The following is a 22650-nucleotide window of genomic DNA, read 5'->3' as shown; positions in this document are numbered from 1 at the left end:
AATGAGAGTGGTAAAAGTAGGTGGTTCAATACAAAAAGATGAAAAAGATTATGAATTAATCCTAGAAAAAATAAGAAAATATTCAAGTGACTCGTCTTTTAACAAGAACATAGTAGTAACATCAGCGATTAAGAACGTAACAAACCAGCTCCTAGAAGCAATAAATCAAACTGACAAATCAGTGGACATCATAAGCGATATTTATGATAGGCACATAAGACTCCTATCAAAACTCGTGGACGGAATAGAATTTGAAAGAGCATTTAAGAATCTTTCCAAACTTGCGGACGAGCTTTACAAAGTAGCGTGGTCAATAAGAGTATTAGACGAAGTCACGCCGAAAGTAAGAGACTACATACTATCTTTCGGAGAGAGACTCGCTGTTATTGTCCTCTCGGCATACCTTGATAGTAATAAACTAAACGTTGGATATTTACCAGAGCCACCTTTGATAACAGATGAGAATTTCGGTGAGGCTAACGTATTATTACCAGAGTCTACAGATTATTTAACTAAAAAACTTGAGGAAATAAACAAACCAATTACGGTTATACCGGGCTTCATAGGCATCAGCAAATCACATAAGTTCACTACGATAGGAAGAGGAGGAAGCGACTATACCGCAACCCTCATAGGAAAACTCCTTAATGCTAAAGAGGTAAGGCTAATTACTGAAGTACCTGGAATAATGACAGCGGATCCCAAAAAGATCAACAACGCCATAACTATTCCAAGACTCTCCCTTGAAGAAGCAATCGAACTTTCACAACTAGGGGCTAAGAGATTACATCCTAGAACCTTTGACCCTATATTTGGATCAAATATGAAAGTAATTATAGAAGGACTTTACGAAGAAGGAGATACTGTGATAGAAGGGTTATGTACACCTAATGATTTATTAAAAGGAGTTACTATGAACGACAACTTAAAGCTCGTCACCATTGAAAGTACTAGAATCGTAGGAAAGATCGGTTCCGCTGCTACAATAACTACTGAAGTTAAAAACGCTAACGTGAATATAGTTGCGATTTCACAACCTGCATCAGAAACTGTAATTCAATTAGTAGTAAACAATGAAGATAGCGAAAGGATGATGAAGAGATTAAATCAGTTAGACACTTTAATAAAAGAAGTGGAAGTAGAGGACGTAGGCGCGATAAGTATCGTAGGATGCGGATTAAGAAACAAAGAAATCTCATCCAAAGTACTCACAAGGGCTTCGGCATTTAATCCACTCTTTATATCTAGAGGGTTGAAAGGAGTCAGTATAACATTTATATCAAACAAGAGAGAATCAGAGCAACTCGCTAAAGACCTACACGAGGTGGTTTTAGAATGGTCGACAAAATAAAAGTATCCTTACTCGGCTCAACCGGAATGGTAGGGCAAAAAATGGTAAAATTACTTTCTAAACACCCTTATCTGGAACTAGTTAAGGTTAGTGCTTCTCCCTCAAAAATAGGTAAAAAGTATAAGGACTCAGTCAAGTGGATTGAGCCAGGTGATATACCGGAAAATGTCAAGGACTTACCTATAGTATCGACAAATTATGAAGACCACAAAGATGTCGACATAGTACTCTCAGCCCTACCTAATGAGTTAGCAGAGAGTATAGAACTAGAGTTAGTAAAAAACGGGAAAATTGTTGTCTCTAATGCAAGTCCTTTCAGAATGGATCCAGACGTACCTTTAATTAACCCCGAGGTAAATTGGGAGCACCTAGAACTTTTAAAGGTACAGCAAAAGAAAAAAGGATGGAAAGGATTTCTTGTTAAAAACCCTAATTGTACCGCAGCTATAATGTCCATGCCCTTAAAACCCTTGCTTGATATAGCAGAGAAATCAAAAATATTAATCACTACACTCCAGGCTGTAAGCGGAGCTGGTTATAACGGAATTTCCTTCATGTCAATAGAGGGGAACATAATACCTTACATTAAAGGGGAAGAGGACAAAATTGCAAAAGAACTCACAAAACTTAACGGAAAATTTGAAGGACAACAAATAATTCCCGCTAGCTTAGACACTTCGGTAACGTCAATTAGAGTCCCCACTAGAGTAGGTCACATGGGAGTAATAAACATACTAACTAACGAGAAAGTGAACATAGAGGAGATAAAACAGCGGTTTAGAAACTTTAAGTCTTTACCTCAAATTAAGAACTTACCCACAGCACCTAAATCACCAATAATAGTTAGAGATGAAGAGGACAGACCTCAGCCCATGCTAGACGTATCTGCAGAAAACGGAATGGCCATCACTGTAGGGAGAATAAGACACGAAAATAATGTATTAAGACTAATAGTTCTAGGTGATAACCTAGTGAGAGGGGCTGCCGGAATAACGATACTGACAGTGGAGGTCATGAAGGAGCTAGGATATATATGATTAAGATAGACCTCCACGTTCACACTTTTTATAGCGATGGAAAATACTCCCCAGAAGTTATGGTAAAACACTCACTAAAAATAGGTCTTAACGGAATAGCCATAACAGACCATGATACGTCAGAAGCACATAGAAGAGTTAAAGGATATCCTATAATCCCTGGGCAGGAAGTCACTACACAGTTCGGACATGTAGTTATTCTCTGTAATTTTCCTCCTGATCCTCCTAGAAAAATTGAGGAACTAGCAGACTATAGTAAAGAAAACAACTGCGTCATTTTTCCGTCCCATCCCTTCGATATCTTTAGGGCAGGAATAGGAGAAAAAGTATATAACTACAAGTTTGACGCTATAGAAGTTTTTAACTCCAAGGCTCCTAGGTCAGCAAACGAAAAGGCGTTAAAAATATCTAAAGAATTGAACATACCTGGAGTAGCTAACAGTGATTCACACGTAAAAGAAGCCTTGGGTTCTGCATATAACGAGTTAGAGATATCGGAGTTCAACGTAGACGAGGTCTTAGAGGAGTTGAGAAAAGGCAAGATAAACCCGGTAGGAATAGGATTGACCGTAAAAGCTAAGTTAAAGATTGTAGAATGGAGTATATTGAGGAAACTCAAAATTGCGAAAAATTCCCGCAGAGTTGTGCATCAGATGTAAGGGATACAAATACTTATGCGGACTTCCTTCTTGCCCTATAATGGATAGGTTTAGATCTGTAACACTGGCAATAAGTAAAATTCACAACTCAGAAGTCATAGAGGGATCCACTCCCCCTAGTATAATAATCGGAGAAAGAGGGTATCCTAAAGTCTCGTTACTTTACAACATACCCCCCGGCGTTCAAGGTGAAAGTGCTAAAGATTATGAAGACCCGAGAGGCTGGTGGGGAAAGAAAAGCCTAAACGAGATTTTGTCATTGAGAAGTCAAATGATATCTTCTATACTTAAAAAAATAGACATTGCAAATCCTTACAGACTTTATGAAAAAGAGATTTCATTAGCTGGAGTCTCGTACAAGCCCGTTGATTCAAACGCAGTAAGCGATAAGAAAGGGATTGAGCCAAAACTGAGGTTCGATGGTATTTTTATACCCAGAGGACCGTCAGTAGAAGTTAATGATATCAAAGTGCAAGATAATCCTAAACTTTCCCCTCAATTCGAAAAGCTGATTTTTGACGACGTCAAGGCAGAATCTGCTATTCTAGAACTTTATCGAAACGGAGAAGATTACTACAAGATAATTACTGGTCTATCGCTAGGACTTTTCGGGCTGAAGAAGAACAGGAAATTAGTCCCTACAAGATGGAGTATAACAGCCGTAGACCAAGCAATAGGTAAGTTCCTATTATCTCAAGTCAAACAATACCCCGAAATCAACGAAATCGAAGTATACTACTCATCGTACCTAGGCAATTACTTCCACGTGATCTTCTTCCCCTCAACATATAGGAGTGTCTGGGTAGAAATATGGCACCCCTTATCACTCTGGACTAAAGAGCTCATAGTTAGCGACTTAAGTGAAAACTTCTGGGGGGAGTATGATTTCCTCGACGGAGGGTATATGGCTTCCAGACTGGCAGTTCTGGAGAAACTTTACGAAAGAAAGAGACAAGCAGGTGTGATCATCATCAGGGAGATAACTTCTGAATATTATGCTCCTGTAGGTAATTGGCACATAAGAGAAACAACTAGACGTGCACTGGAGGAAAAGAAGATTGGGACTTTTTACAACCTGACAGAGGCAATCAAATTCGTGAACTCAAGGCTAAAAGCGGGGAACCAAATCATGTTAGAGGAAGTAAGGAGTATCAAAAAACTCCTCACCCAGACTACTATTGACTTATTTTTAGATAAGAAGTGACAGTACAGACATTGCAGTATAAAGTCTATTCTCTGCTTGATCCCATACTGCCGACTGCTGTCCGTCTATCACTTCAGCATCTACTTCCTCTCCCCTAACTGCGGGCAAACAATGAAGGAATATTGCCTCCTTACTCGCATACCTCATTAAGTCTTTCGTCACCTTATAGCTACTCAGTTTTTTCTTCTTTTCCTCAGCTATTTTCTCCTGACCCATACTGACCCACACATCGGTATACACAACTTTGCTCCCCCTAACCGCCTCATAAGGATCTTCATAAAATTCTATTATTGCACCACTCTGCTCAGCCTCTTCTTCAATCTTCTTCCATACGTCCTGCCTAGGCTTATATTCTTTTGGAGTTGCAACCCTTAACTCAAGACCCATTTTAGCTGCAAACGACATAAGGCTGATCAAAACATTATCCCCTCCGTCTCCGACAAAAGCCACAGTCTCGTACTTACCGAACCTCTCCTTTATAGTCATATAATCCGTCAACGCTTGAAGGGGGTGAGATAAGTCGCTTAGTAAATTAATTACAGGTTTCTTAGAATACTCGGCCAAGATCAGGAGGTTTTTATGGTCGAGGACTCTCGCACCTATACCGTTCACGTACCTTCCGAGAACTCTGGCAGTATCCTCTACCGGTTCACCACGGCTGAGTTGAAGTTCTCCCTTACTTAAGACTATACTTACACCTCCCAAATACCTCACAGCGAGTTCTGTGCTAACTCTAGTCCTAGTGCTGGGCTTTTCGAAGATCAAGGCAACACTTTTTCCCTCAAGGACTTTAGGAATATTACTAGTATAAACGTAGTTCTTCATCATGAACGATACTTCCATCATTTTTTCTATTTCTTGTTTAGAAAAATCCAAGAGACAAAGAAGGCTTTTTCCTCTCAACATATTTTTATGTTATCTATGCCATTTATAAATGTGGAATTCGTAACATTGCTAGGGCAAATTGTAACCCCTAAAAAGGGGAATAAACCGAATTTTGATGAAGCTCACGTACTCCTCGCCCTAGAAACTATAAGGAAGGAACAGCCTATAGGGAGACACTTACTAATGAGAAAGTTGGGTCTCAGTGAAGCCAGTACCAGGACGCTAATTAAAAGGTTGAGGGAACTAGATTTAGTGAACATAGATAAGGTAGCTGGAATAATCTTGTCCGAAAAAGGTAAAAGTATCCTGAAATATTTTACAGAAAAAGCTTCAGTTCTCGAAAATATGGAATTAAGGACAATAAATTGGAATGCTGGATGTATAATTATGAGAAACTTGTCCCACTTAGTCGATAAGATCGGGATACTACAGCTCAGAGACCTAATAATTAAGTCGGGGGCTTCTAAAACACTGATCGGAACAGTAACCGAAGAAAGTAGTATTGAACTACCACCTAAAACCTTTGACGAAAGTGACGAGGTGAAGAAACTGAAAGAGGAGATAAAAGAAAAACTGAAGGAGTCCATACAACCTCACGACTTAGTAGTATTCTTCGAGCCTAGTAGTAATTACTTAGCTTATAAAATAATCCTGACCCTATATTATGCGAATGAGCAAAACGATATGCCTACTGGTTAACCCTGTAGCTGGAAGCGGAGGAAGAATAGGGAATAAAGGTAGTGATAATTTACAAATTTACAACACAGAAACACCATCTCGAATTTTAAGGTTTTTAAATACAGCCCCTAAAAACGCTAATTATATTGTTGCTCCACGTGAAATGGGAGAAAACTACTTTAAGGGAAGCGAAGTTAAGTATGAAGTCGCTAAAATCAACATCAATACACCCACATCAAGAGAGGATACAATCAAAGCCGTGACTTACTTTATAGAGAGTAAGCAATGTGATATAATAGTTTTTGCCGGAGGTGATGGTACAGCAAGGGATGTTTTCAGTGTCGTAAAGGACAAGTTACCAATCCTGGGAATTCCTACAGGTGTAAAAATGCACAGCGGTGTTTTTACTACAAACCCCGAGTCAGCAGGAGTTCTTTTACGACACTTCGTTGAGGACAAGACTGAAGAAATCTTAACTGAAATCTTGGATATAGATGAACAAGCCTATAGACAAGGTAAATATGTTGTTAAGTTATATGGTTACGCTAAGACAGTAAATTACTCCAACTTATTAACACCTAATAAAGAGGAGGTCATAAACGATAAGGAGGAATTAGATGAAATAGCCCAATATGTGATTGATACTTACCTAACATCGTCGAACGAAGTCTTCGTAGTAGGCCCAGGGAGTACGACAAAAACAATATTGAAAAAGATCGGAATAGAAAGTAATTTCCTCTGTACCGATGTCATAAAAAATCGTCAACTTTTAAAGAGTTGTGTGAAGTACGAAGAGTTACTAGGTTTAACCGGGGAGTTAAAGCTTATCCTCACTCCCATTGGTAAGCAGGGCTTTCTCATCGGGAGGGGGAATCAAGAGATAGGACCCGAATTTCTCAGGAAATTACTAAAAGTATCTCAAGGGGCCAATAGGAAGGATAACATAATCATCGTATCTACAAGGAGTAAGTTGAACACTTTCAACTGTCTCAGGATAGACACTGGTGATCCCGAACTTGATGTTTTAATGAGAGGAGTATACAAGATAATAGTTGGTTATGGAGAATTTGTAGCGATGAAAACTTGTGATATTACTGATTAACAAAAAGCATGGAATTACCTAGGCTGAAACTTTCCACTATTATTAATTTTAGTTTGGCAAATAAGATATGATGACTACTGACGATACTGACATTACGGATATTATCAGAGTTCAAGAGAGCAAAAGTATTAACCCCAGGTCTAAGTTAGTGGAAGCAATACTCGTTCTACTTCTCGCGAGACCTCTTAGAACATCAGAAATAGCGGTAAACTTGGGACTAGAGACCAAGTACGTTAGTAGTTATCTGAGCTATTGGAAGAGGAAAGGACTCGTTTATCAGGAAGCAGGAAGATGGCATTTGACCCCACAAGGAGAAGACTTGGCTAAGGAAATAGTGGAGAGTAAGAACAACACTAAGTTTACCGAATACCTGGCTATTGCTAGAGATATATTCAATGAAAAAGTTAAACCTACAATAAACAACAAGAATAAGGAAAAAGATGACAAAGAGAGAAAAGAAATTTTGTCGTTTATTGAAGCAAAAACCAGTCCTAAAGAAAATAAACCACAAAAAGAGAATTTGATGAATTGTTTAGATGAAATTCTTCAAAAACTAGAAGAAGAAGAGAAAGAGTTATTATCCTATTTACTGACAAAATACACGCAATGGGGTTCAACATACGTATACATCGACCAGCTACAAGAGGAGTTCGGAGCCGATACAGGCTGGCTCTTTCGGGTATTGAGAAAACTTCAGACTAAGAGGATCTTGTACCTTTATCATGATCCAAAACTGGGTTTAAGGATAGGTTTTACACAGTCATTTAAAAACAAGATTAATGAGTGTTAATTTTTATAAAGGAACTCTCTCTGTTTCTTTAATAAGAGTTGTAGGGGTTTACTTAATCAAAACTACATACATATACTACAACTATGAATAATGCCTATACGAAACAATTCTAATCAATAATACTTACAATATACAAACTATATTTAATTACTTCACTCAGGTCTAGTCTATTGTTCATCTCTTGTAGTAGTAGTAATATATATTAGAGGAGACGTGTAAAGTTACATAATGCGGTGTTAATTATGGCTGATAATACGAGGTCTTCTAAGATCTCGGAAGAGGAGATGAACAAAGTGTTAGCAAAGGCTGAGAAAGAGGCAGAGAAGAAGGACCATAAGAAACAGTGGATAGAAAAGATGATAAAAAGCGCAAAAACATACCACAAATTATGTCCGCACTATGATAAGAAGTCTCAAATTTGCTTCTTAACCTTAGGAGGAGCTAAATGCACTAGAGAGGGAAAATTTGAGAACTGTCCAGTATTTATAGAAGATTTAGAAAAGAAGTATAACGAAATAGTGTCAAAAGGCAAAATGCTTCCTATGGACTACCTGGACTTATCCCACATTGTCTGATTGGCCCAGGGGGAGCAGTTGCCCAGGAGGAAAAAAGGTGAAGAACAAGAAGAAAAGGATACTACCTCACAAACCAAGAGCAAGAAAAAGAGGTCATCCTCTGTAAAGTATGTAGATCCTAATGAACTTTTAGACGAATATTTAGACGAAGTGATAAATGCTCTTGGTCTCGCTTATCTCGAATTGTCGAGAGAGGAGTATAAGGAACTTATAAAGGAGCCTTTTGCGGGTGCTGTAGGCGAAGTGAAGACTAAGCCTAAATCTAAGACTATAATAAACAGACTATCTGCCAACAAAGACTCATTAATGGAGTTCTTAGCTATGAAACTTGTGAAAATTAAGGATTTAGAAAAAATGACAGATGAACAATTAGAGTTTGTTGTATATAATACAAAGAATGCAATTAAGGATCTGGGCCCGAGACTGTATGAGATTTGTAGTAAGAAAGGCAGAAGTGACCTAATAGATATTCTCAGGGCTAACTGGACTATATACGGAATTAACTCCCCGGTAAAATGTCCGAAATGTATGTTTAACGCCATTATGCCTGACTTGTCTTGCTATATATGTAAGTACACAATCAGTATGAAACAACTAAAAGAACAACTAAACGTGTTGCAGTTGCTTTTCGACTATTTCAAAGCGGATCCTCAAGGTTACAAGGAGATAATGACAGCTGGTTACTTCTACTATTCATGGGACGGCGTTTTACCCCCCAGTAAACAACCCAAAGATCTTCTAAGGTTCGAGATCGTGCTTAATAAGGAGGAGAAGGAGAAGCTAAAGTCCTTTTACATCGAGCACAGTACTCCCCAGACTCAATGAAAGCGTCACAAGACTTACACTTGGGGTAGTTGAATAACGAAGTGGAGGTTATGAAGGTATGAAAGAGCTCGTAGTTCTCAGCTAACTGTGTGTTAACCCAAGAAAAGATTGAGTTAAAAACGTCGTCATTAAAGCTAATCTCGTTTATTATACCGAAAGCACTGAGTTCTGATAACGGTATTGAATAAAGAGGAATAAAGATTTTAGTTCCATCGTTTAATGTCTTAGAACTTGTAACGTAATTAAGATAAGAATAATTTTTCATTGTAACTGAGTAGAGGAGATAAGCTAAATAGAAGTTTGAAGGAAAAGGAAGTACTTTCACACTATACTCTTTGAGATTTTTAGCTTCCATTATTAGACTCCAGATATACTCGTTAATATCTTGGTAGTCAAACTGTACGCTAACTTTGTCGATCTTTAAATTACAAGTGTAACAAGCCTTGCCTATGATATGTATTAGGAGCTCTGCTATTTGGTCCATGTTATTTGGTGCTAGAATAGCAACCTTATCATTGTAATTAAACATTTTACTGTTATGAATCTCCTTTCTGACCCTTTTAACAATCTCGTCTCGTGCACACATCTCACATAATTTCCTTCCACCGACGACATACTTCGCTTCTCTCTTGTTACATCTCTGGCAAAGGTTCATATATCAACAACTTCGAGTGTAGAATTAAAAACTGTTTAAAATATCTCCATTCTTTCTCTAGAACTATGATGACTTTCTCTTTTCTCCCATACCTCATTAGTATTGGGCCATAAAAAAGAAAAATTTATATATAACCGCTCCTAATGAAAACCAGCTACGGTGAGCTAAATGGCAGGTGCTCCAGTATTACTCTTTAAAGAGGGTACAAATAGATCCTCCGGAAGGGATGCTTTAAGGAACAATATACTAGCAGCTGTAACACTATCAGAGATGTTAAAGAGCTCGTTAGGACCCAGAGGATTAGACAAGATGTTAGTCGATAGTTTCGGCGACGTAACTATTACTAATGACGGTGCTACTATAGTAAAGGAGATGGAAATCCAGCACCCGGCTGCAAAGCTCCTTGTTGAGGCTGCAAAGGCACAAGACGCTGAAGTAGGAGATGGAACCACTTCAGCAGTAGTCCTTGCTGGATTATTACTCGACAAAGCAGATGATTTATTAGACCAGAATATACACCCAACCATAATAATTGAAGGTTATAAGAAGGCATTAAACAAATCATTAGAAATTCTAGATCAGTTAGCTTTGAAGATCGACGTAAGTGATCTTAATTCACAAGTAGCTAGAGACCAGCTGAGAAAGATTGTATATACAACAATGTCGAGCAAGTTCGTTGCTGGTGGAGAAGAGATGGACAAAATCATTAACTTAGTACTCGATGCTGTATCAATTGTAGCTGAGAAGAGGCCAGACGGTAGCTATAACGTTCCTCTTGATTTAATCAAAATAGATAAGAAGAAGGGTGGAAGTACAGAAGATAGTATGTTGGTAAGAGGTCTAGTACTCGACAAAGAAGTGGTTCACCCTGGAATGCCTAGGAGAGTAGAAAAGGCAAAGATCGCTGTATTAGATGCTGCACTGGAGGTTGAAAAGCCTGAGATATCAGCTAAGATAAGCATCACTAGCCCAGACCAAATTAAGGCCTTCCTAGATGAAGAGGCTAAGTACCTTAAGGAGATGGTAGACAAACTAGCTTCAATTGGAGCTAATGTTGTTATATGCCAGAAAGGTATTGATGATATAGCACAGCACTTCCTAGCTAAGAAAGGAATACTCGCAGTGAGAAGGGTAAAGAGGAGCGATATAGAGAAGTTAGAGAAGGCTTTAGGAGCAAGGATTATAAGTAGTATAAAGGATGCGACTCCTGAGGATCTAGGTTACGCCGAGCTAGTAGAGGAGAGGAGAGTAGGAAACGATAAGATGGTATTCATTGAAGGTGCAAAGAACCCGAGGGCTGTGAACATTTTATTAAGAGGATCCAATGATATGGCACTTGATGAGGCAGAGAGGAGTATTAACGACGCATTACATTCATTAAGGAACGTATTATCAAAGCCCATGATTGTAGCGGGTGGTGGAGCCGTTGAGACTGAGTTAGCATTAAGATTAAGAGAATATGCAAGAAGCGTAGGAGGTAAGGAGCAGTTAGCAATTGAGAAATTCGCTGAGGCATTAGAGGAGATACCGATGATATTAGCAGAGACTGCAGGTATGGAGCCTATACAAACTTTAATGGATCTGAGATCCAAGCACTCTAAAGGTCTAGTGAATGCTGGAGTTGATGTAATGAACGGAAGACTTAACGATGATATGATGTCAATCAACGTAATTGAGCCTGTGAGAGTAAAAGCTCAGGTATTTAAGAGCGCTGTTGAAGCAGCTACTGCGATTCTGAAGATTGATGACTTGATTGCCGCCTCTGCATTAAAGAGCGAGAAGAAAGAAGGAAGCAAAGGTAAAGAAGAAGGCGGAGAAGAAGGAAGTAACAAACCCTCATTTGAATGATTAGTTTCTTTTTTATCTCATTTATTCAAAATTCTATTCTAATTGTTTACTCTCATTATAATTTTTATCTATATAATAGTCAGATTATGAGATTATTAAAATATAATTAATTTGTATAATTAATTAATAAATTGTAATAAATTATGAACGCATGAGTGTTGTTTCCTAGTATACATATTACTTTTTACTTTACTTATACATCATAACTTGATTTGTTTCTTCTCCTGAATACCCATCTAGTTCTTCAAGCATCTTCTGGACTGCTTCTTTTATTTTTGGGCTTGAATAGTTGTCACGAGTTAAATAAAGTAATTTCTTTGAGAGGTCTACTCCAATAATTAAAACCAGATTTATAAAGTCTGGACTTAGGATATAATTAGCTAATTTTTCTGGGTCTCCTCCATAAGATGAAAAACCATATTTTGACTCTGCTTTTGCAAGTAATTTCTGAGCTTCATCTAATTTTTTCATATCCAGACTTACGGGCGTTAATACCTTACTCACTATATGCCGTAAGAAGTCAGGTTCTCCCAAATGATTCGCCTATTATAACTAATTTTAACTAGCCATATAAAAACTGTAGTTAAGAAGTTATTTGCTCTTTTCATCAACACTTATAAGTAGATATTTTAATTAATAACATAGGAAGTGAGAGGAATCAAGATGTCATCCTCGAAGAGAAAAAAGAGGTCTATAGGTAAAGAAGAAGAACCTTTAAATGAGGTTGAGAAAAAACTTCGTGTATTGTATTCCGATAAAGAAGTAGTTGTAATGACTGCACCTAATGAAGAGGAGTTGAAGGAGATATTATTGGACTTATTAAGTCAAAAGCCTATGAATCTAAAAGAACTTCATTCCGCTTTATCAGGTATAGCTAGCGAAGATAAGATAAGAAAAGCATTATCGGATTTAGCGGAGAAAAACTTGGTCACATTATCCGAAGACGGGAAGTATGCTAAGTTAGGTTAGAATTCTTACTGGGCAAGTTTTCCATACTTTTGAACATAACTCCGCTTGTGACACTGTTAATATTCTATCCATAGCCTTACATCTCGCAACTAAACCTTTTTCAGTTCTAAACAATTCAAAATTTGGACACTCACTATCTAGAGTGCTTTCTAGCACGTTAATCTTATGGTAAAATGAGATCTCTTGTTCTACCCTCTCGTCCTCTGTGTATTGTTCAAGTCCGTCTTTTCTGGCCTTTTCCTCTTCGTTACCCATGTAATACCTGCAAGACTTATAGTTACCCTGACACCTTGAAGGTGATGTAACCGAATCGGAAGGAGATTCCAGTACGGGAGAAGTACAAAAACCTCCTTTGTAATGAGGGCATATATTACGTTTCTGCAACTTCTCTCACTATAATATGTACTCCTAATAAATTATCCTCGTCCTCCGAAGCCGTGGGTATAGTAACCTTATTAATCACAACTTTGTCTACTTTTTCGTTAATCTGCTTAAGTAACTCAGTTATTTGGGTTTCATCTACTTTTGTAGATCCCTTCATATCATCTACTATTAGGACTTCTACTCTTTTCATGGTTTAAACATTCAGTCAGAAAAAGATATAAACGCACTGGCTTATGCCATCTTGTGAATCCTATAAGAGATGCAAAGATTGAGTTTTCTAAGCTCATATCGGATAAGCTCGGTATTAGCTACGATGAAGTATTTAAAAACATCGAATATCCTACTAAGGACGACATAGGAGATCTGGCATTACCATTACCGGCAGTTACTAAAGATAAGGCTTTGATAAGTAAGGAATACTCGGATAAGGGTCTGATGTTAATAAGAGAAATAAGGAAGATGGGGATTTACATAAACGCCTTTCTTGACGAGGGTAGTCTATTCAAACTTACATTTTCTAATCTTCAGGACGATTATGGAATAGAAAAGATTGAAAAAGGCTCAAGGATCGTAATTGAACATACTAGCGCTAATCCTATTCACCCCTTACATATAGGGCATTTAAGGAATTCTATTATCGGCGATACGATAGCCAGAATGCTGAGGTTAAGAGGACATAACGTTAACGTGAGATTTTACGTAAACGACGCTGGTAGACAAGTCGCTATATTAGCATTGGGCTATATGCTGCTTGGAGAACCTGAACCACCCTCTAATGTTAAGTCTGATCACTGGTTTGGAACAATTTATTCAATAACCAATGTTTTGATAGAAATTAAAAGCATAAAGAAAGAACTTAGTTTGTTGAAAAACAACGATGACGAAAAATACAAAGAAAAGGTGAAGAGGCTTGACGAACTTGTAGCTATTGCAGCCCAACAGCAGGAGAGGTATCCCGATATATTTAACAAATTAGCAGATGAAATAAACAAAATAGAAGATTTAGAGGTAGAGATACAAAATATAATAAGACAATATGAAAGCAAAAGCGATGAAAAGATAGTAGAGGTAATAAGAAAGATAGTGAAATACAATCTGAACGCATTCGAAAAAAGTCTGTCAAAGCTTCACATCACGTTCGATGCATATGATTATGAAAGTGACTTGTTGTGGAACGGGGAAGTAAGTAAGATAGTGAGCGAAGCCTTAAGTAAGTCTATCGATTATAAGGGTACTAAAGCACTTAGCCTTGAGCTAAGCAAAGAGGAAAAGGAAGGACTGTCTATACCTACTGGGCTTCAACTACCGCCATTAGTTTTGGTTAGATCCGACGGAACTTCTCTTTACACCACAAGGGATATAGCATACACAATAAGGAAATTTAACGTATTCGAGGCGGACAAGGTAATTAATGTAATAGCGGAGCAACAAGCCGTTCCACAGATGCAGTTAAGGGCTTCTCTATACATACTAGGGTACACAAAATACGCTAGGAATTTAGTACACTACTCGTACGGAATGGTCAATTTACAAGGCATGAGGATGAGCGGTAGATTAGGGAGGTTTATTGCACTTGACGAGATAATAGAAAAAGTTGAGGAGGTAGCAAGGAAGAAGATACAAGAAAAGGGAGGCAACATGGAAAATGTTGGAGAGGTTGTAAATGCAGCTATTCGCTTTGCAATCCTTTCGGTGTCAGCAAATAAGCCAGTAACGTTTAACGTCAATAATGTAGTAGACTTTGACCAAAACAGCGGACCTTATCTGCAATACACATATGCTAGGGCTTTTAACATTCTAAATAAGAATAATGAAAGATTGGAAATAGAGAAAGCTGACCTGAAAGACCTCGAAGGAGACAAAAGGAAGTTGTTAATACTGATTGCTAAGTTCCCCGAAGTATTGTCAAAAGCTTCAGACGAAATGAGACCTGAAGACTTAATAGACTTTTTGAAAAAGTTGTCAGATACCTTTAATAGATGGTATAATAACGAGAGGGTTTTGCAAGAGCAGGATCAGGGAAAGAGAATGACCAGACTATTTCTCGTCAAGGGTGTCGAGAGGGTTCTATTTAATGGGCTCAATGCGATAGGAATAAAACCTCTTGAGAGAATGTAAATACGGACCCGTAGCTCAGCCAGGATAGAGCGCCGGCCTGCGGAAGGTTGGAGAAAGCCGGCGGTCCCGGGTTCAAGTCCCGGCGGGTCCGCTATACTAGGCTTTCCTAACTTTAAGATATTGAGTACAGAAGGAAAAACCCAGTTGATTTAATCTCATAGAAAAAGAAGGTAAAAGGAAGTTATTAATGTGTTCAATGAAACTGAATACAATGCGAGTTGAAAACTTAATATCCCTTATTTTTCATCCCTCTGTTTCAACCGCTTTAGGTTTTATTATAATCTACTTAATGCGTTGTAAAAACCTACCAGATCTATTAATATCCTTAATATTTTTCTCTTTTACACCTTTTCTAATTACTTTAATTTTAATGAGAAGAGGTAGGGTTTCTGATCTATTAGTCACAAGAAGAGAACAGAGAGGAAGAGTAATAACATTATCAATACTGGGTTACCTTATTGCGTTAGCATTGATTTACATTTATGGAATAAATTTGCTCTTTTACGTGGCACTTTTGTATACTTTAAATTCTTTCCTTATCCTTTTAATTACATTAAAATATAAAATAAGCATTCACGTTGCAGTGCTCTCAGGTGTTTCAACTGTCCTTTCGTTTCTTGTAAGCGAGTATTTTGTTATAATGTATTTTATGACAGCCATAGTAGCGTGGGCTAGGGTTAAAGCTAAGGAACATGAGTTAAGTCAAGTGGTCTCGGCTTACGTTTTCTTTGCACTCCTTACTTACTTGGAGATAAACTTCATTTCTACTGATTTTCATATTTAACGGAGATAAAATTTAGAATGAATAAAGAATAATAACAAAAAAACAATCTAACTTAATACAGCTTTACCTAAGGGAGCCTTCTTACCTATGCTCTCAGCTATAACTTGTGATAAACCAGTATACCACGCTACTATTGCGGTTAATATACCCATATAACCTCCAGCGTGAATCAATGACTGATTACCATTTATTGACCCTATACCTAGCAAGAGGAAGTTATCCATAAAAACAGAAACGTTAGGAAAAGCGATAGATTAGCCCTAAAAGTCCCAAACCACATATTATCAGTGTGAATATTCCAAACGCTATTAACACTAAGCCTATTCCTTGCGATGTTACGCTTCCGGTAAAACCCATAGCCGTAAACGAATACCATTCCCAAAAGGCTCCGTAAGTAAAAAACGCTACATAACCGAACGTATTTCCGGCTCTCCACTCTAGTACTCCCGCTATTAATTGAGCTAGTCCACCGTAGAAAAGGGCTAAGCCTATTACTACACCTTCTCCTTGTGCAGATAACAACCCTGCGTTAAAAGAGCTGAGTACTAACGTAGTTAAGGCGAATCCGGAAAGCCCTAGAGGAGCTGGATTTGCTCTTTTTTCTTCCGTCATTACAAACCTAACAGTTTTAATTTATTTTATATTTAAATACGGCAAACTTAAAGAGATTTATAATGGTAGAAAACCTACCTTTTGAGGAGAGATATTACCAACCGCCTTATAAACAACTTTACAAAGAATCACTCGAAGAACCAGAAAAATTCTGGAGAAAAATGGCTGAAGAGATAGAATGGTTTTCACCATTCCAGAAAGTTCTCGACGAGAGTAATGCACCGTTCTACAGGTGGTTTATAGGAGGAAAAGTTAACATAACGTATAACGCTTTAGATCGTCACTTAAAGACTAAGGGGAATAAAGTAGCAATTTATTGGGAAAACGAAAAGGGCGAGAGCAGAAGTTTAACCTACTCACAACTCTATAATGAAGCAAACAGGTTTGCGAAAATACTACAAGATTTAGGCGTTCAAAAGGGAGACAGAGTCCTGATCTATCTTCCTTTGATACCGGAATTGCCTATAGCAATGTTAGCGTGTGCAAGAATTGGTGCAATTCATAGCGTAGTCTTCTCAGGCTTTTCCACACAAGCTGTAGTTGACAGAATAAATGATGCTAAGGCAAAACTCGTTATAACTACTTCGCATACCATGAGGAGGGGTAAGAGGGTAGAACTCAAGAGAATAATAGACGAAGCTGTTTCTCAAACTCCAACAGTAGAAAAGGTTCTGGTCATTAAGAGGGACGAAGAGATAGAATTAAATGAAGAAAGAGACGTACTATATCAAGAATTGATAAAGAGAGTGGGTTATAAGAAAGTAGAGCCAGAAATGACTGATGCAATAGATCCCTTATTCATCTTATATACTTCTGGTACAACTGGAAAGCCTAAAGGTATTTATCACTTACATGGCGGTTACGGTCTCTGGACTTACCTAACCACTAAGTGGGTTTTTGATTTGAGAGACGAAGACGTGTTCTTCAACACTGCAGACATAGGTTGGATCACCGGACACTCATACATAGTTTACGGTCCCTTACAGAACGGTGCCACAGTGCTGATGTATGAGGGAGTTCCAGACTATCCTAACCCCGATAAATGGTGGGAGTTAGTAGAGAAGTATAATGTAACAGTATTTTACACTTCTCCAACGGCTGTGAGAACATTAATGAGATACGGAGAAGAGTGGGTAAAGAAGCACGACTTATCAAGTTTGAGATTATTAGGAAGCGTAGGAGAGCCTATCAATCCTGAAGCATGGAGATGGTATTTCAAGAATGTCGGAAGGTCTCAACTACCTATAGTAGACACTTGGTGGCAAACGGAGACGGGAGGTATAATGATTTCAGCAACTCCAGGGTTAGGGAATTACATGCTTAAGCCCAGTGCTAACGGACTTCCATTACCCGGAGTAGACGCTGATGTGTTTAATGATGAAGGTAAACCCACGAAACCGAGAGAGAAAGGCTATATAGTTATCAAGAGACCGTGGCCAGGTATGTTGGCTGGAGTATGGGGAGATCCAGAGAGATATATAAAGACTTATTTCTCTAAGTTCCAAGGAGTCTACTATCCAGGGGATTATGCAGTAAAGGACGAAGATGGATTCTTCTACATTTTGGGAAGAGCAGATGAGGTGTTGAAGATAGCAGGGCACAGAATTGGAACTAGGGAGATAGAAGACGTCTTAATCTCACATCCGGCTGTCGCAGAATCAGCCGTAATAGGTATACCAGATCCCGTTAGAGGAGAGGTAGCTGTTGCAGCAGTAGTATTGAAACAAGGATATCAACCTTCAGATGAATTGAGAAAAACGTTAATTGAATACGTTAGGAATAACCTAGGTCCCATAGTAGTGTTTGGCGGGTTATACTTCGTAAGTAAATTACCGAAGACCAGGTCAGGGAAGATAATGAGAAGAATTGTAAGAAGCGTAATCTCTGGGCAAACGTTAGGTGATATAACTGCACTAGAGGACGAAACATCAGTTGACGAACTGAAAAAGATCGCAGAGGAATTCTCTAAAGAGATTCAGAGTCAGAAGAATCAACAATAAACTCACTTTTTCCTTAATTTTTGATACAACGAGCGTATCTTACCTTTTTAAGTTGCGGTATATGGTAATACCATAGTTAATTCGGCTATGACTTATTTATATCATTTGAGAAGAATAGATGATAACTAATGCAAAAAGTACAGATCAGTGTACTCTCTCTCGCTAAGCTTAAGGTCATCAAACGTAATAACTCAGTCGAAGAGTTTAAGTCCGAAAAGATTTTTTCAAAGCTATCATTACCAGAAGAAGTGATTGACGGGATACTAAACGACATAGCCCAAAATGCAAAGGACAACGCAATAGACAGTAGGACGATAGCCGATATCGTTGAAAGGAACCTCATAGAACACTCATTAGACTATCCAGAGTTGATGGAGACGGCCAAACGTTTCGTCCTAGCAAGGATTTACAATCACGTTTTCGGCAAAGGCAAATGGAAGGATTTCGACCCAAAGGACTTACTGTTAACATACAATGCGTTGAAAGTCCTAGAAGCTAGGTATCTACTTAAGAACCCCGACACACTCCGCTACATAGAAACCCCGCAAATGATGTTCAGAAGAGTAGCCTCATTTCTGGCAAAAAACGAGGAAAGGAGGAAAGAAGTAGAGGAGAAGTTCTACGAGATAATGTCAGAACTTAAGTTCTTACCAAACACACCTACCTTAATGAACAGTGGTACAAGGCTAGGTATACTCTCAGCATGCTTCGTAATACCAGTCAGAGACTCAATGGTAACCCAAAACGGTGAAGGAATATACGACGCATTAAGGGCTATGGCAGTAGTTCATCAACAGGGAGGAGGTACAGGCTTCGACTTCTCAGAACTAAGACCTAAAGGAGATGTAGTAGCCTCAACCGCTGGAGTAGCCTCAGGCCCCATATCCTTCATGAGGATCTTTGACGTGTCTACTGACGTAGTAAAGCAGGGTGGAAAGAGGAGGGGGGCAAATATGGGAGTAATGCATGCGTGGCACGCTGACATAGAGGACTTCATTAAAGCTAAGACTGGTCAGCTGAAGGACGTACAATTACAGAACTTCAACATATCAGTTGGCGTTTACGACTACTTCATGAAAGCAGTGGAGAGAGGTGAGACAGTCCCGCTAATTAACCCGAGAAAGACCAAGATCCCTGGTAAAGACTACGAGTACTACATTGTTAAGGCTAGAGGTTACATGGATGAGGAATGGATACAAGAAGAAATACTAAGAGAATTAGAGGAGAGAGGAGGTTCAGTTTACCTCGATGAAAGCATTATTATAACAGTTGACGAGGCTTTGGCTATTGCAGAAAAAGAGGGGGCTATAGTGAAGTGGGTAAATGCCAAGGATCTGTTTGACGAGATCGTTAAAGGTGCTTGGGACAGTGGCGACCCTGGTCTACTCTTCATAGACACTATTAACAGGAGGCACCCCGTATGGTACTTGGGCAAGATACAAGCTACTAACCCGTGCGGTGAAGAGCCGTTATTAGCATGGGAGAGTTGTAACTTAGGTTCAATTAACTTAGAGAAGTTCGTAGTAGAGAGGAACGGCAAACCAGTAATTGACTGGGAAGGATTAGCAGAAACTATACGTTACGGTGTGAGGTTGTTAGACAATGTGATCGATGCAAACCGTTACCCGCTGAAACAGATTGAGGAAGCTACAAAGAGAACTAGAAAGGTAGGACTAGGCGTTATGGGCTTAGCTAGAATGCTAATCAAGTTAGGCATTCAATACGACAGTATAGATGCTGTATACTTGTCTTACCAGCTAGCCAAGTTCATCTACTACCACGCTTTCAAAACGTCAATAGAGCTGGCTAAGGAGAAAGGCGTCTTCCCTGCATACGACCCAAGACGTTACAAAGACATATGGGAGAGTGCATTACCATTTGAGCAACTCCTCTCAACGGTAGGTGTTGAAGGTAGAGTAAGTTCAGAAGTTAAAAAACTGACCGAGGTCGTTGACAAACTCGATTTTGACCAACTTAAAGGAGAGAGAATTAAACACGGTGTGAGAAACTCGACCGTCGTCTCGGTAGCTCCAACTGGTACTATCTCAATCATAGCAGGAACATCGTCCTCCATCGAACCACTATTCGCATTAGCCTTCATCAGGAACGTAGCTGTGGGTAAGTTTATAGAAATAGACCCGTTATTCCTCGAGTACCTGAGAAAATACGAGCTTGACGATCCAGAAGTAGTTAAGAAAGTTGCTGAAACTGGCATGATAGGAGAGAATCCCTTCATGCCCAAGAGTATGAGGAGGATATTTAGGACTGCACACGAAGTGCCACCGGAGTTCCACTTACTACACCAGGCCTCGTGGCAACAGTGGAACGACAGTGGTACGTCAAAGACTATTAACTTGAGAAGTGAAGAGCCTCCAGAAACGGTAGAAAAAGTGTACTTGCTGGCGTGGAAACTTGGTATCAAAGGTGTGACGGTTTACAGAGATAGATCTAAATCGCAACAGGTCATATACTTCGGCATAAAGAAGGAGAGGGAAGAAGCTGAGAAAAAGATGAAAGAGGAAAAGAAGATACAGTCTCCTCTGCCCTCCTCACTTAGGATATCCCAAAGTAAATATGTGGAGGTCTCGGAAACCTACAGCGGTGGTTGTAAGACTTGTGAGTTGTGAAACGCTAAGCATTATAATATTAATATTTTTTAATTATGACGGTGTATCATATTCTTGAGAAGGTTTGCAACTTACATTACCTTGTGAATATTCGGTTAAAGAGATCCTACCTGCTGTTAGGGCTTTGATAGCTGAGAAACTAGTTGTCGAAAATAACGTTTCGATCTACAAGACGGCGGAATTAATGGGTTTAACACCGGCAGCTGTAGAGAATTATATAAAAAAGAGAAGAGGTAATGCAATAAAGGATGTCTTGAAAAAAGATAAGAAGTTTATGGAAATGATAGAAGGTTTTATAAGGATTATTTCATCTAAGAACGGTAAAGACGGTGCTTCAATATCATCATATTATTGTATGTTATGTGCTGAAGGAAAAAGAGTACTGATTAAACAAGGTTATCAGATGTCACATTGTATAGTAGAGACTCTATCTTCAACTTATGATTTTTCGCTTGAGAAAACTTTCAAGTAATTTTCTGAGAGTGAGTTTTACATAAATTATACCGTTTTTCCGAATAGGTATTTTAACTCTGTCGAACTCAGGTTCTATTTTCTCAGCCTCATTTCCTTTTCCATCAAGTATAGATGCGGAAGAAATTCTAGCAGATAAGATCAGGTTAGCTATTACAGGCTCGTCGTTTAGGTTCACTAATCCTAAAGTAAGTTCGTAATTCTTGTATCTAAAGAGAAATGGGACGATGCCGCTAGGATATAGTTTATAAAGAGAGAGATTAAAAGGCGGTTTACAGTCCAAGTGTATAATTGGAACCTTTAAGTTCCACACTAGTTCATACGGTTTAGCTTCTTTCCACGTGGTACTTTTAGTTACTATTACTTCTGAGCTACCCTCAACTCTTAATGATCTGTTGTCTTTAAACAGTACGATCTCTGATGCAGTGGCAAAGGTTATTGCTTTATGAAGTTCCACTGAGAAGAAATTAGATTTTCCTTCTACTTTCTCGTCAAAATTTAGTATAAACGGGTTCATATAATAGTAGGTGGGGTTGTAGAAGGGTATATCTATCGAAAACGGAGGAGTTTTCTTGTCTAGTTCATGTTCTCTAAACTTTAAACCGTCGATTGTTGTCAGCTCTCCACTTTCCATAATGACTTTTTTACCTTCTAGCCAATCCTTTCTTGTCCAAGGAGAAGGATTAAAATAGCTCTCTCCTTCTTTACAATTTATTAGGTCTCGGATTAATCCTACTATCACTTCACTGTTGATCTTAAAGTCCCAGCCTCTCTGTTCTTTCTTGATCGGTGTCCTAACGTATATAGGTTCAGTATTATTTCTAAGACTCATACTGGTAGTTATCGAACTCCCATCAGGTCCAATTATTTTAGCATATTCACTCCAGAATATTTTTTCTGGACTAAGATAGTTTAACAATTGTGGGAGCTGTTCTATGTTTAGGTCACTTTCTTCTAATTCCACTATTGGAAAATAAGGTAATGGGTAATCAGCGGCTACCTTTAACAAATCATTTGGCTTCATAAGCGGTCAAGCTCATCATCTTAAGAGATCCGACAAATGCCTTTTCATCATA

At 38.6% G+C, this 22650-nt stretch carries 22 protein-coding genes, 1 tRNA gene and 1 pseudogene; 17 read left to right on the top strand and 7 right to left on the bottom strand.

Annotation, left to right across the window (positions count from 1 at the left end; all coding sequences use genetic code 11):
- Position 1: 1 nt before the first annotated feature.
- From WIW89_RS07605 to WIW89_RS07590, 4 genes are read left to right on the top strand one after another with little or no spacing between them, the layout of a single operon-like run.
- Complete coding sequence (locus WIW89_RS07605) at positions 2-1351, top strand: aspartate kinase (protein WP_337720309.1); 1350 nt, start codon at positions 2-4, stop codon at positions 1349-1351.
- The gene (gene asd, locus WIW89_RS07600; RefSeq protein WP_337720308.1) at positions 1336-2388 is read left to right on the top strand and encodes an aspartate-semialdehyde dehydrogenase; all 1053 of its coding nucleotides are present in this window, start codon (positions 1336-1338) and stop codon (positions 2386-2388) included. Before WIW89_RS07605 ends, asd begins: the two co-directional genes overlap by 16 nt.
- Positions 2388-3047: a PHP domain-containing protein gene (locus WIW89_RS07595; protein ID WP_337720434.1), complete on the top strand. Its 660-nt coding sequence runs from the start codon at positions 2388-2390 to the stop codon at positions 3045-3047. Before asd ends, WIW89_RS07595 begins: the two co-directional genes overlap by 1 nt.
- Complete coding sequence (locus tag WIW89_RS07590; protein WP_337720307.1) at positions 3010-4251, top strand: Nre family DNA repair protein; 1242 nt, start codon at positions 3010-3012, stop codon at positions 4249-4251. The genes WIW89_RS07595 and WIW89_RS07590 overlap by 38 nt, the downstream gene beginning before the upstream one ends.
- Here the strand turns inward: WIW89_RS07590 and argF are convergent.
- Complete coding sequence (gene argF, locus WIW89_RS07585) at positions 4237-5157, bottom strand: ornithine carbamoyltransferase (protein WP_337720306.1); 921 nt, start codon at positions 5155-5157, stop codon at positions 4237-4239. The two genes, WIW89_RS07590 and argF, sit on opposite strands and share 15 nt — an antisense overlap.
- A gap of 15 nt (positions 5158-5172) precedes the next feature.
- Here argF and WIW89_RS07580 point away from each other — a divergent pair, with 15 nt between their 5' ends.
- From WIW89_RS07580 to WIW89_RS07560, 5 genes are all read left to right on the top strand, one after another.
- The gene (locus tag WIW89_RS07580) at positions 5173-5835 is read left to right on the top strand and encodes a DUF4443 domain-containing protein (protein ID WP_337720305.1); all 663 of its coding nucleotides are present in this window, start codon (positions 5173-5175) and stop codon (positions 5833-5835) included.
- Positions 5807-6916: an ATP-NAD kinase family protein gene (locus tag WIW89_RS07575; RefSeq protein WP_337720304.1), complete on the top strand. Its 1110-nt coding sequence runs from the start codon at positions 5807-5809 to the stop codon at positions 6914-6916. The genes WIW89_RS07580 and WIW89_RS07575 overlap by 29 nt, the downstream gene beginning before the upstream one ends.
- A 70-nt stretch (positions 6917-6986) precedes the next feature.
- Positions 6987-7706, top strand: a complete 720-nt coding sequence (locus tag WIW89_RS07570) for a winged helix-turn-helix domain-containing protein (RefSeq protein ID WP_337720303.1) — start codon at positions 6987-6989, stop codon at positions 7704-7706.
- 242 nt (positions 7707-7948) lie between these two features.
- The gene (locus WIW89_RS07565) at positions 7949-8281 is read left to right on the top strand and encodes a hypothetical protein (protein WP_156005962.1); all 333 of its coding nucleotides are present in this window, start codon (positions 7949-7951) and stop codon (positions 8279-8281) included.
- An 18-nt stretch (positions 8282-8299) separates the two neighbouring features.
- Positions 8300-9106 (top strand): hypothetical protein, encoded by an 807-nt coding sequence (locus WIW89_RS07560; protein WP_337720302.1) that lies wholly within the window; start codon positions 8300-8302, stop codon positions 9104-9106.
- On the opposite strand, the gene WIW89_RS07555 is transcribed toward WIW89_RS07560, so the two are convergent.
- The gene (locus WIW89_RS07555) at positions 9039-9761 is read right to left on the bottom strand and encodes a hypothetical protein (RefSeq protein ID WP_337720301.1); all 723 of its coding nucleotides are present in this window, start codon (positions 9759-9761) and stop codon (positions 9039-9041) included. The genes WIW89_RS07560 and WIW89_RS07555 overlap by 68 nt on opposite strands.
- A gap of 168 nt (positions 9762-9929) precedes the next feature.
- Here WIW89_RS07555 and thsA point away from each other — a divergent pair, with 168 nt between their 5' ends.
- On the top strand, positions 9930-11609 hold the full coding sequence (gene thsA / locus WIW89_RS07550) for a thermosome subunit alpha (protein WP_337701054.1): 1680 nt from the start codon (positions 9930-9932) through the stop codon (positions 11607-11609).
- A gap of 189 nt (positions 11610-11798) precedes the next feature.
- Here the strand turns inward: thsA and WIW89_RS07545 are convergent, their stop codons facing one another.
- Complete coding sequence (locus WIW89_RS07545; protein WP_337701055.1) at positions 11799-12143, bottom strand: hypothetical protein; 345 nt, start codon at positions 12141-12143, stop codon at positions 11799-11801.
- A 129-nt stretch (positions 12144-12272) separates the two neighbouring features.
- On the opposite strand from WIW89_RS07545, the gene WIW89_RS07540 reads away from it, so the two are divergent.
- A complete protein-coding gene (locus WIW89_RS07540) occupies positions 12273-12578 on the top strand; it encodes a hypothetical protein (protein ID WP_337701057.1) in 306 nt (101 codons plus the stop codon).
- Here the strand turns inward: WIW89_RS07540 and WIW89_RS07535 are convergent.
- The gene (locus WIW89_RS07535) at positions 12570-12962 is read right to left on the bottom strand and encodes a hypothetical protein (protein WP_337701059.1); all 393 of its coding nucleotides are present in this window, start codon (positions 12960-12962) and stop codon (positions 12570-12572) included. The two genes, WIW89_RS07540 and WIW89_RS07535, sit on opposite strands and share 9 nt — an antisense overlap.
- Positions 12949-13152 (bottom strand): hypothetical protein, encoded by a 204-nt coding sequence (locus tag WIW89_RS07530; RefSeq protein ID WP_156005950.1) that lies wholly within the window; start codon positions 13150-13152, stop codon positions 12949-12951. Before WIW89_RS07530 ends, WIW89_RS07535 begins: the two co-directional genes overlap by 14 nt.
- Before the next feature lie 53 nt (positions 13153-13205).
- On the opposite strand from WIW89_RS07530, the gene WIW89_RS07525 reads away from it, so the two are divergent.
- From WIW89_RS07525 to WIW89_RS07515, 3 genes are all read left to right on the top strand, one after another.
- Entirely contained in the window at positions 13206-15080 is a 1875-nt protein-coding gene (locus WIW89_RS07525; protein WP_337720300.1) for an arginine--tRNA ligase, read from the top strand.
- A gap of 4 nt (positions 15081-15084) precedes the next feature.
- A tRNA-Arg gene (locus tag WIW89_RS07520) sits at positions 15085-15171 on the top strand.
- A gap of 120 nt (positions 15172-15291) precedes the next feature.
- Complete coding sequence (locus WIW89_RS07515; RefSeq protein ID WP_337720299.1) at positions 15292-15864, top strand: hypothetical protein; 573 nt, start codon at positions 15292-15294, stop codon at positions 15862-15864.
- A gap of 47 nt (positions 15865-15911) precedes the next feature.
- Here the strand turns inward: WIW89_RS07515 and WIW89_RS07510 are convergent.
- Positions 15912-16476, bottom strand: a pseudogene (locus WIW89_RS07510) (acetate uptake transporter).
- Between the two features lie 62 nt (positions 16477-16538).
- Here WIW89_RS07510 and acs point away from each other — a divergent pair.
- From acs to WIW89_RS07495, 3 genes are all read left to right on the top strand, one after another.
- The gene (acs, locus tag WIW89_RS07505) at positions 16539-18476 is read left to right on the top strand and encodes an acetate--CoA ligase (protein ID WP_337701065.1); all 1938 of its coding nucleotides are present in this window, start codon (positions 16539-16541) and stop codon (positions 18474-18476) included.
- Positions 18477-18604: 128 nt separating this feature from the next.
- Positions 18605-21103 carry an adenosylcobalamin-dependent ribonucleoside-diphosphate reductase gene (locus tag WIW89_RS07500; RefSeq protein ID WP_337701067.1) on the top strand — a complete coding sequence of 833 codons (2499 nt, stop codon included), beginning with the start codon at positions 18605-18607 and terminating at the stop codon, positions 21101-21103.
- A 64-nt stretch (positions 21104-21167) separates the two neighbouring features.
- A complete protein-coding gene (locus WIW89_RS07495) occupies positions 21168-21575 on the top strand; it encodes a transcriptional regulator (protein WP_337708364.1) in 408 nt (135 codons plus the stop codon).
- Here WIW89_RS07495 and WIW89_RS07490 read toward each other — a convergent pair.
- Positions 21537-22598 carry a hypothetical protein gene (locus WIW89_RS07490; protein ID WP_337720298.1) on the bottom strand — a complete coding sequence of 354 codons (1062 nt, stop codon included), beginning with the start codon at positions 22596-22598 and terminating at the stop codon, positions 21537-21539. The two genes, WIW89_RS07495 and WIW89_RS07490, sit on opposite strands and share 39 nt — an antisense overlap.
- Positions 22599-22650: the final 52 nt, after the last annotated feature.

The organism is Stygiolobus sp. CP850M, assembly GCF_037389425.1.
Taxonomy (GTDB): domain Archaea; phylum Thermoproteota; class Thermoprotei_A; order Sulfolobales; family Sulfolobaceae; genus Stygiolobus.
Note: the sequence above shows the minus strand (reverse complement) of the source record. Positions and strands in the feature narration are given on the sequence as shown.

Coding starts and splice junctions, on each gene's coding strand:
- WIW89_RS07570 (WP_337720303.1), top strand. CDS start 6,987: ATGACTACTGACGATACTGACATTACGGATATTATCAGAGTTCAAGAG.
- WIW89_RS07575 (WP_337720304.1), top strand. CDS start 5,807: ATGAGCAAAACGATATGCCTACTGGTTAACCCTGTAGCTGGAAGCGGA.
- asd (WP_337720308.1), top strand. CDS start 1,336: ATGGTCGACAAAATAAAAGTATCCTTACTCGGCTCAACCGGAATGGTA.
- thsA (WP_337701054.1), top strand. CDS start 9,930: ATGGCAGGTGCTCCAGTATTACTCTTTAAAGAGGGTACAAATAGATCC.
- WIW89_RS07555 (WP_337720301.1), bottom strand. CDS start 9,761: ATGAACCTTTGCCAGAGATGTAACAAGAGAGAAGCGAAGTATGTCGTC.
- WIW89_RS07490 (WP_337720298.1), bottom strand. CDS start 22,598: ATGAAGCCAAATGATTTGTTAAAGGTAGCCGCTGATTACCCATTACCT.
- acs (WP_337701065.1), top strand. CDS start 16,539: ATGGTAGAAAACCTACCTTTTGAGGAGAGATATTACCAACCGCCTTAT.
- WIW89_RS07540 (WP_337701057.1), top strand. CDS start 12,273: ATGTCATCCTCGAAGAGAAAAAAGAGGTCTATAGGTAAAGAAGAAGAA.
- WIW89_RS07580 (WP_337720305.1), top strand. CDS start 5,173: ATGCCATTTATAAATGTGGAATTCGTAACATTGCTAGGGCAAATTGTA.
- WIW89_RS07530 (WP_156005950.1), bottom strand. CDS start 13,152: ATGAAAAGAGTAGAAGTCCTAATAGTAGATGATATGAAGGGATCTACA.
- WIW89_RS07565 (WP_156005962.1), top strand. CDS start 7,949: ATGGCTGATAATACGAGGTCTTCTAAGATCTCGGAAGAGGAGATGAAC.
- argF (WP_337720306.1), bottom strand. CDS start 5,157: ATGTTGAGAGGAAAAAGCCTTCTTTGTCTCTTGGATTTTTCTAAACAA.
- WIW89_RS07605 (WP_337720309.1), top strand. CDS start 2: ATGAGAGTGGTAAAAGTAGGTGGTTCAATACAAAAAGATGAAAAAGAT.
- WIW89_RS07500 (WP_337701067.1), top strand. CDS start 18,605: ATGCAAAAAGTACAGATCAGTGTACTCTCTCTCGCTAAGCTTAAGGTC.
- WIW89_RS07515 (WP_337720299.1), top strand. CDS start 15,292: ATGCGAGTTGAAAACTTAATATCCCTTATTTTTCATCCCTCTGTTTCA.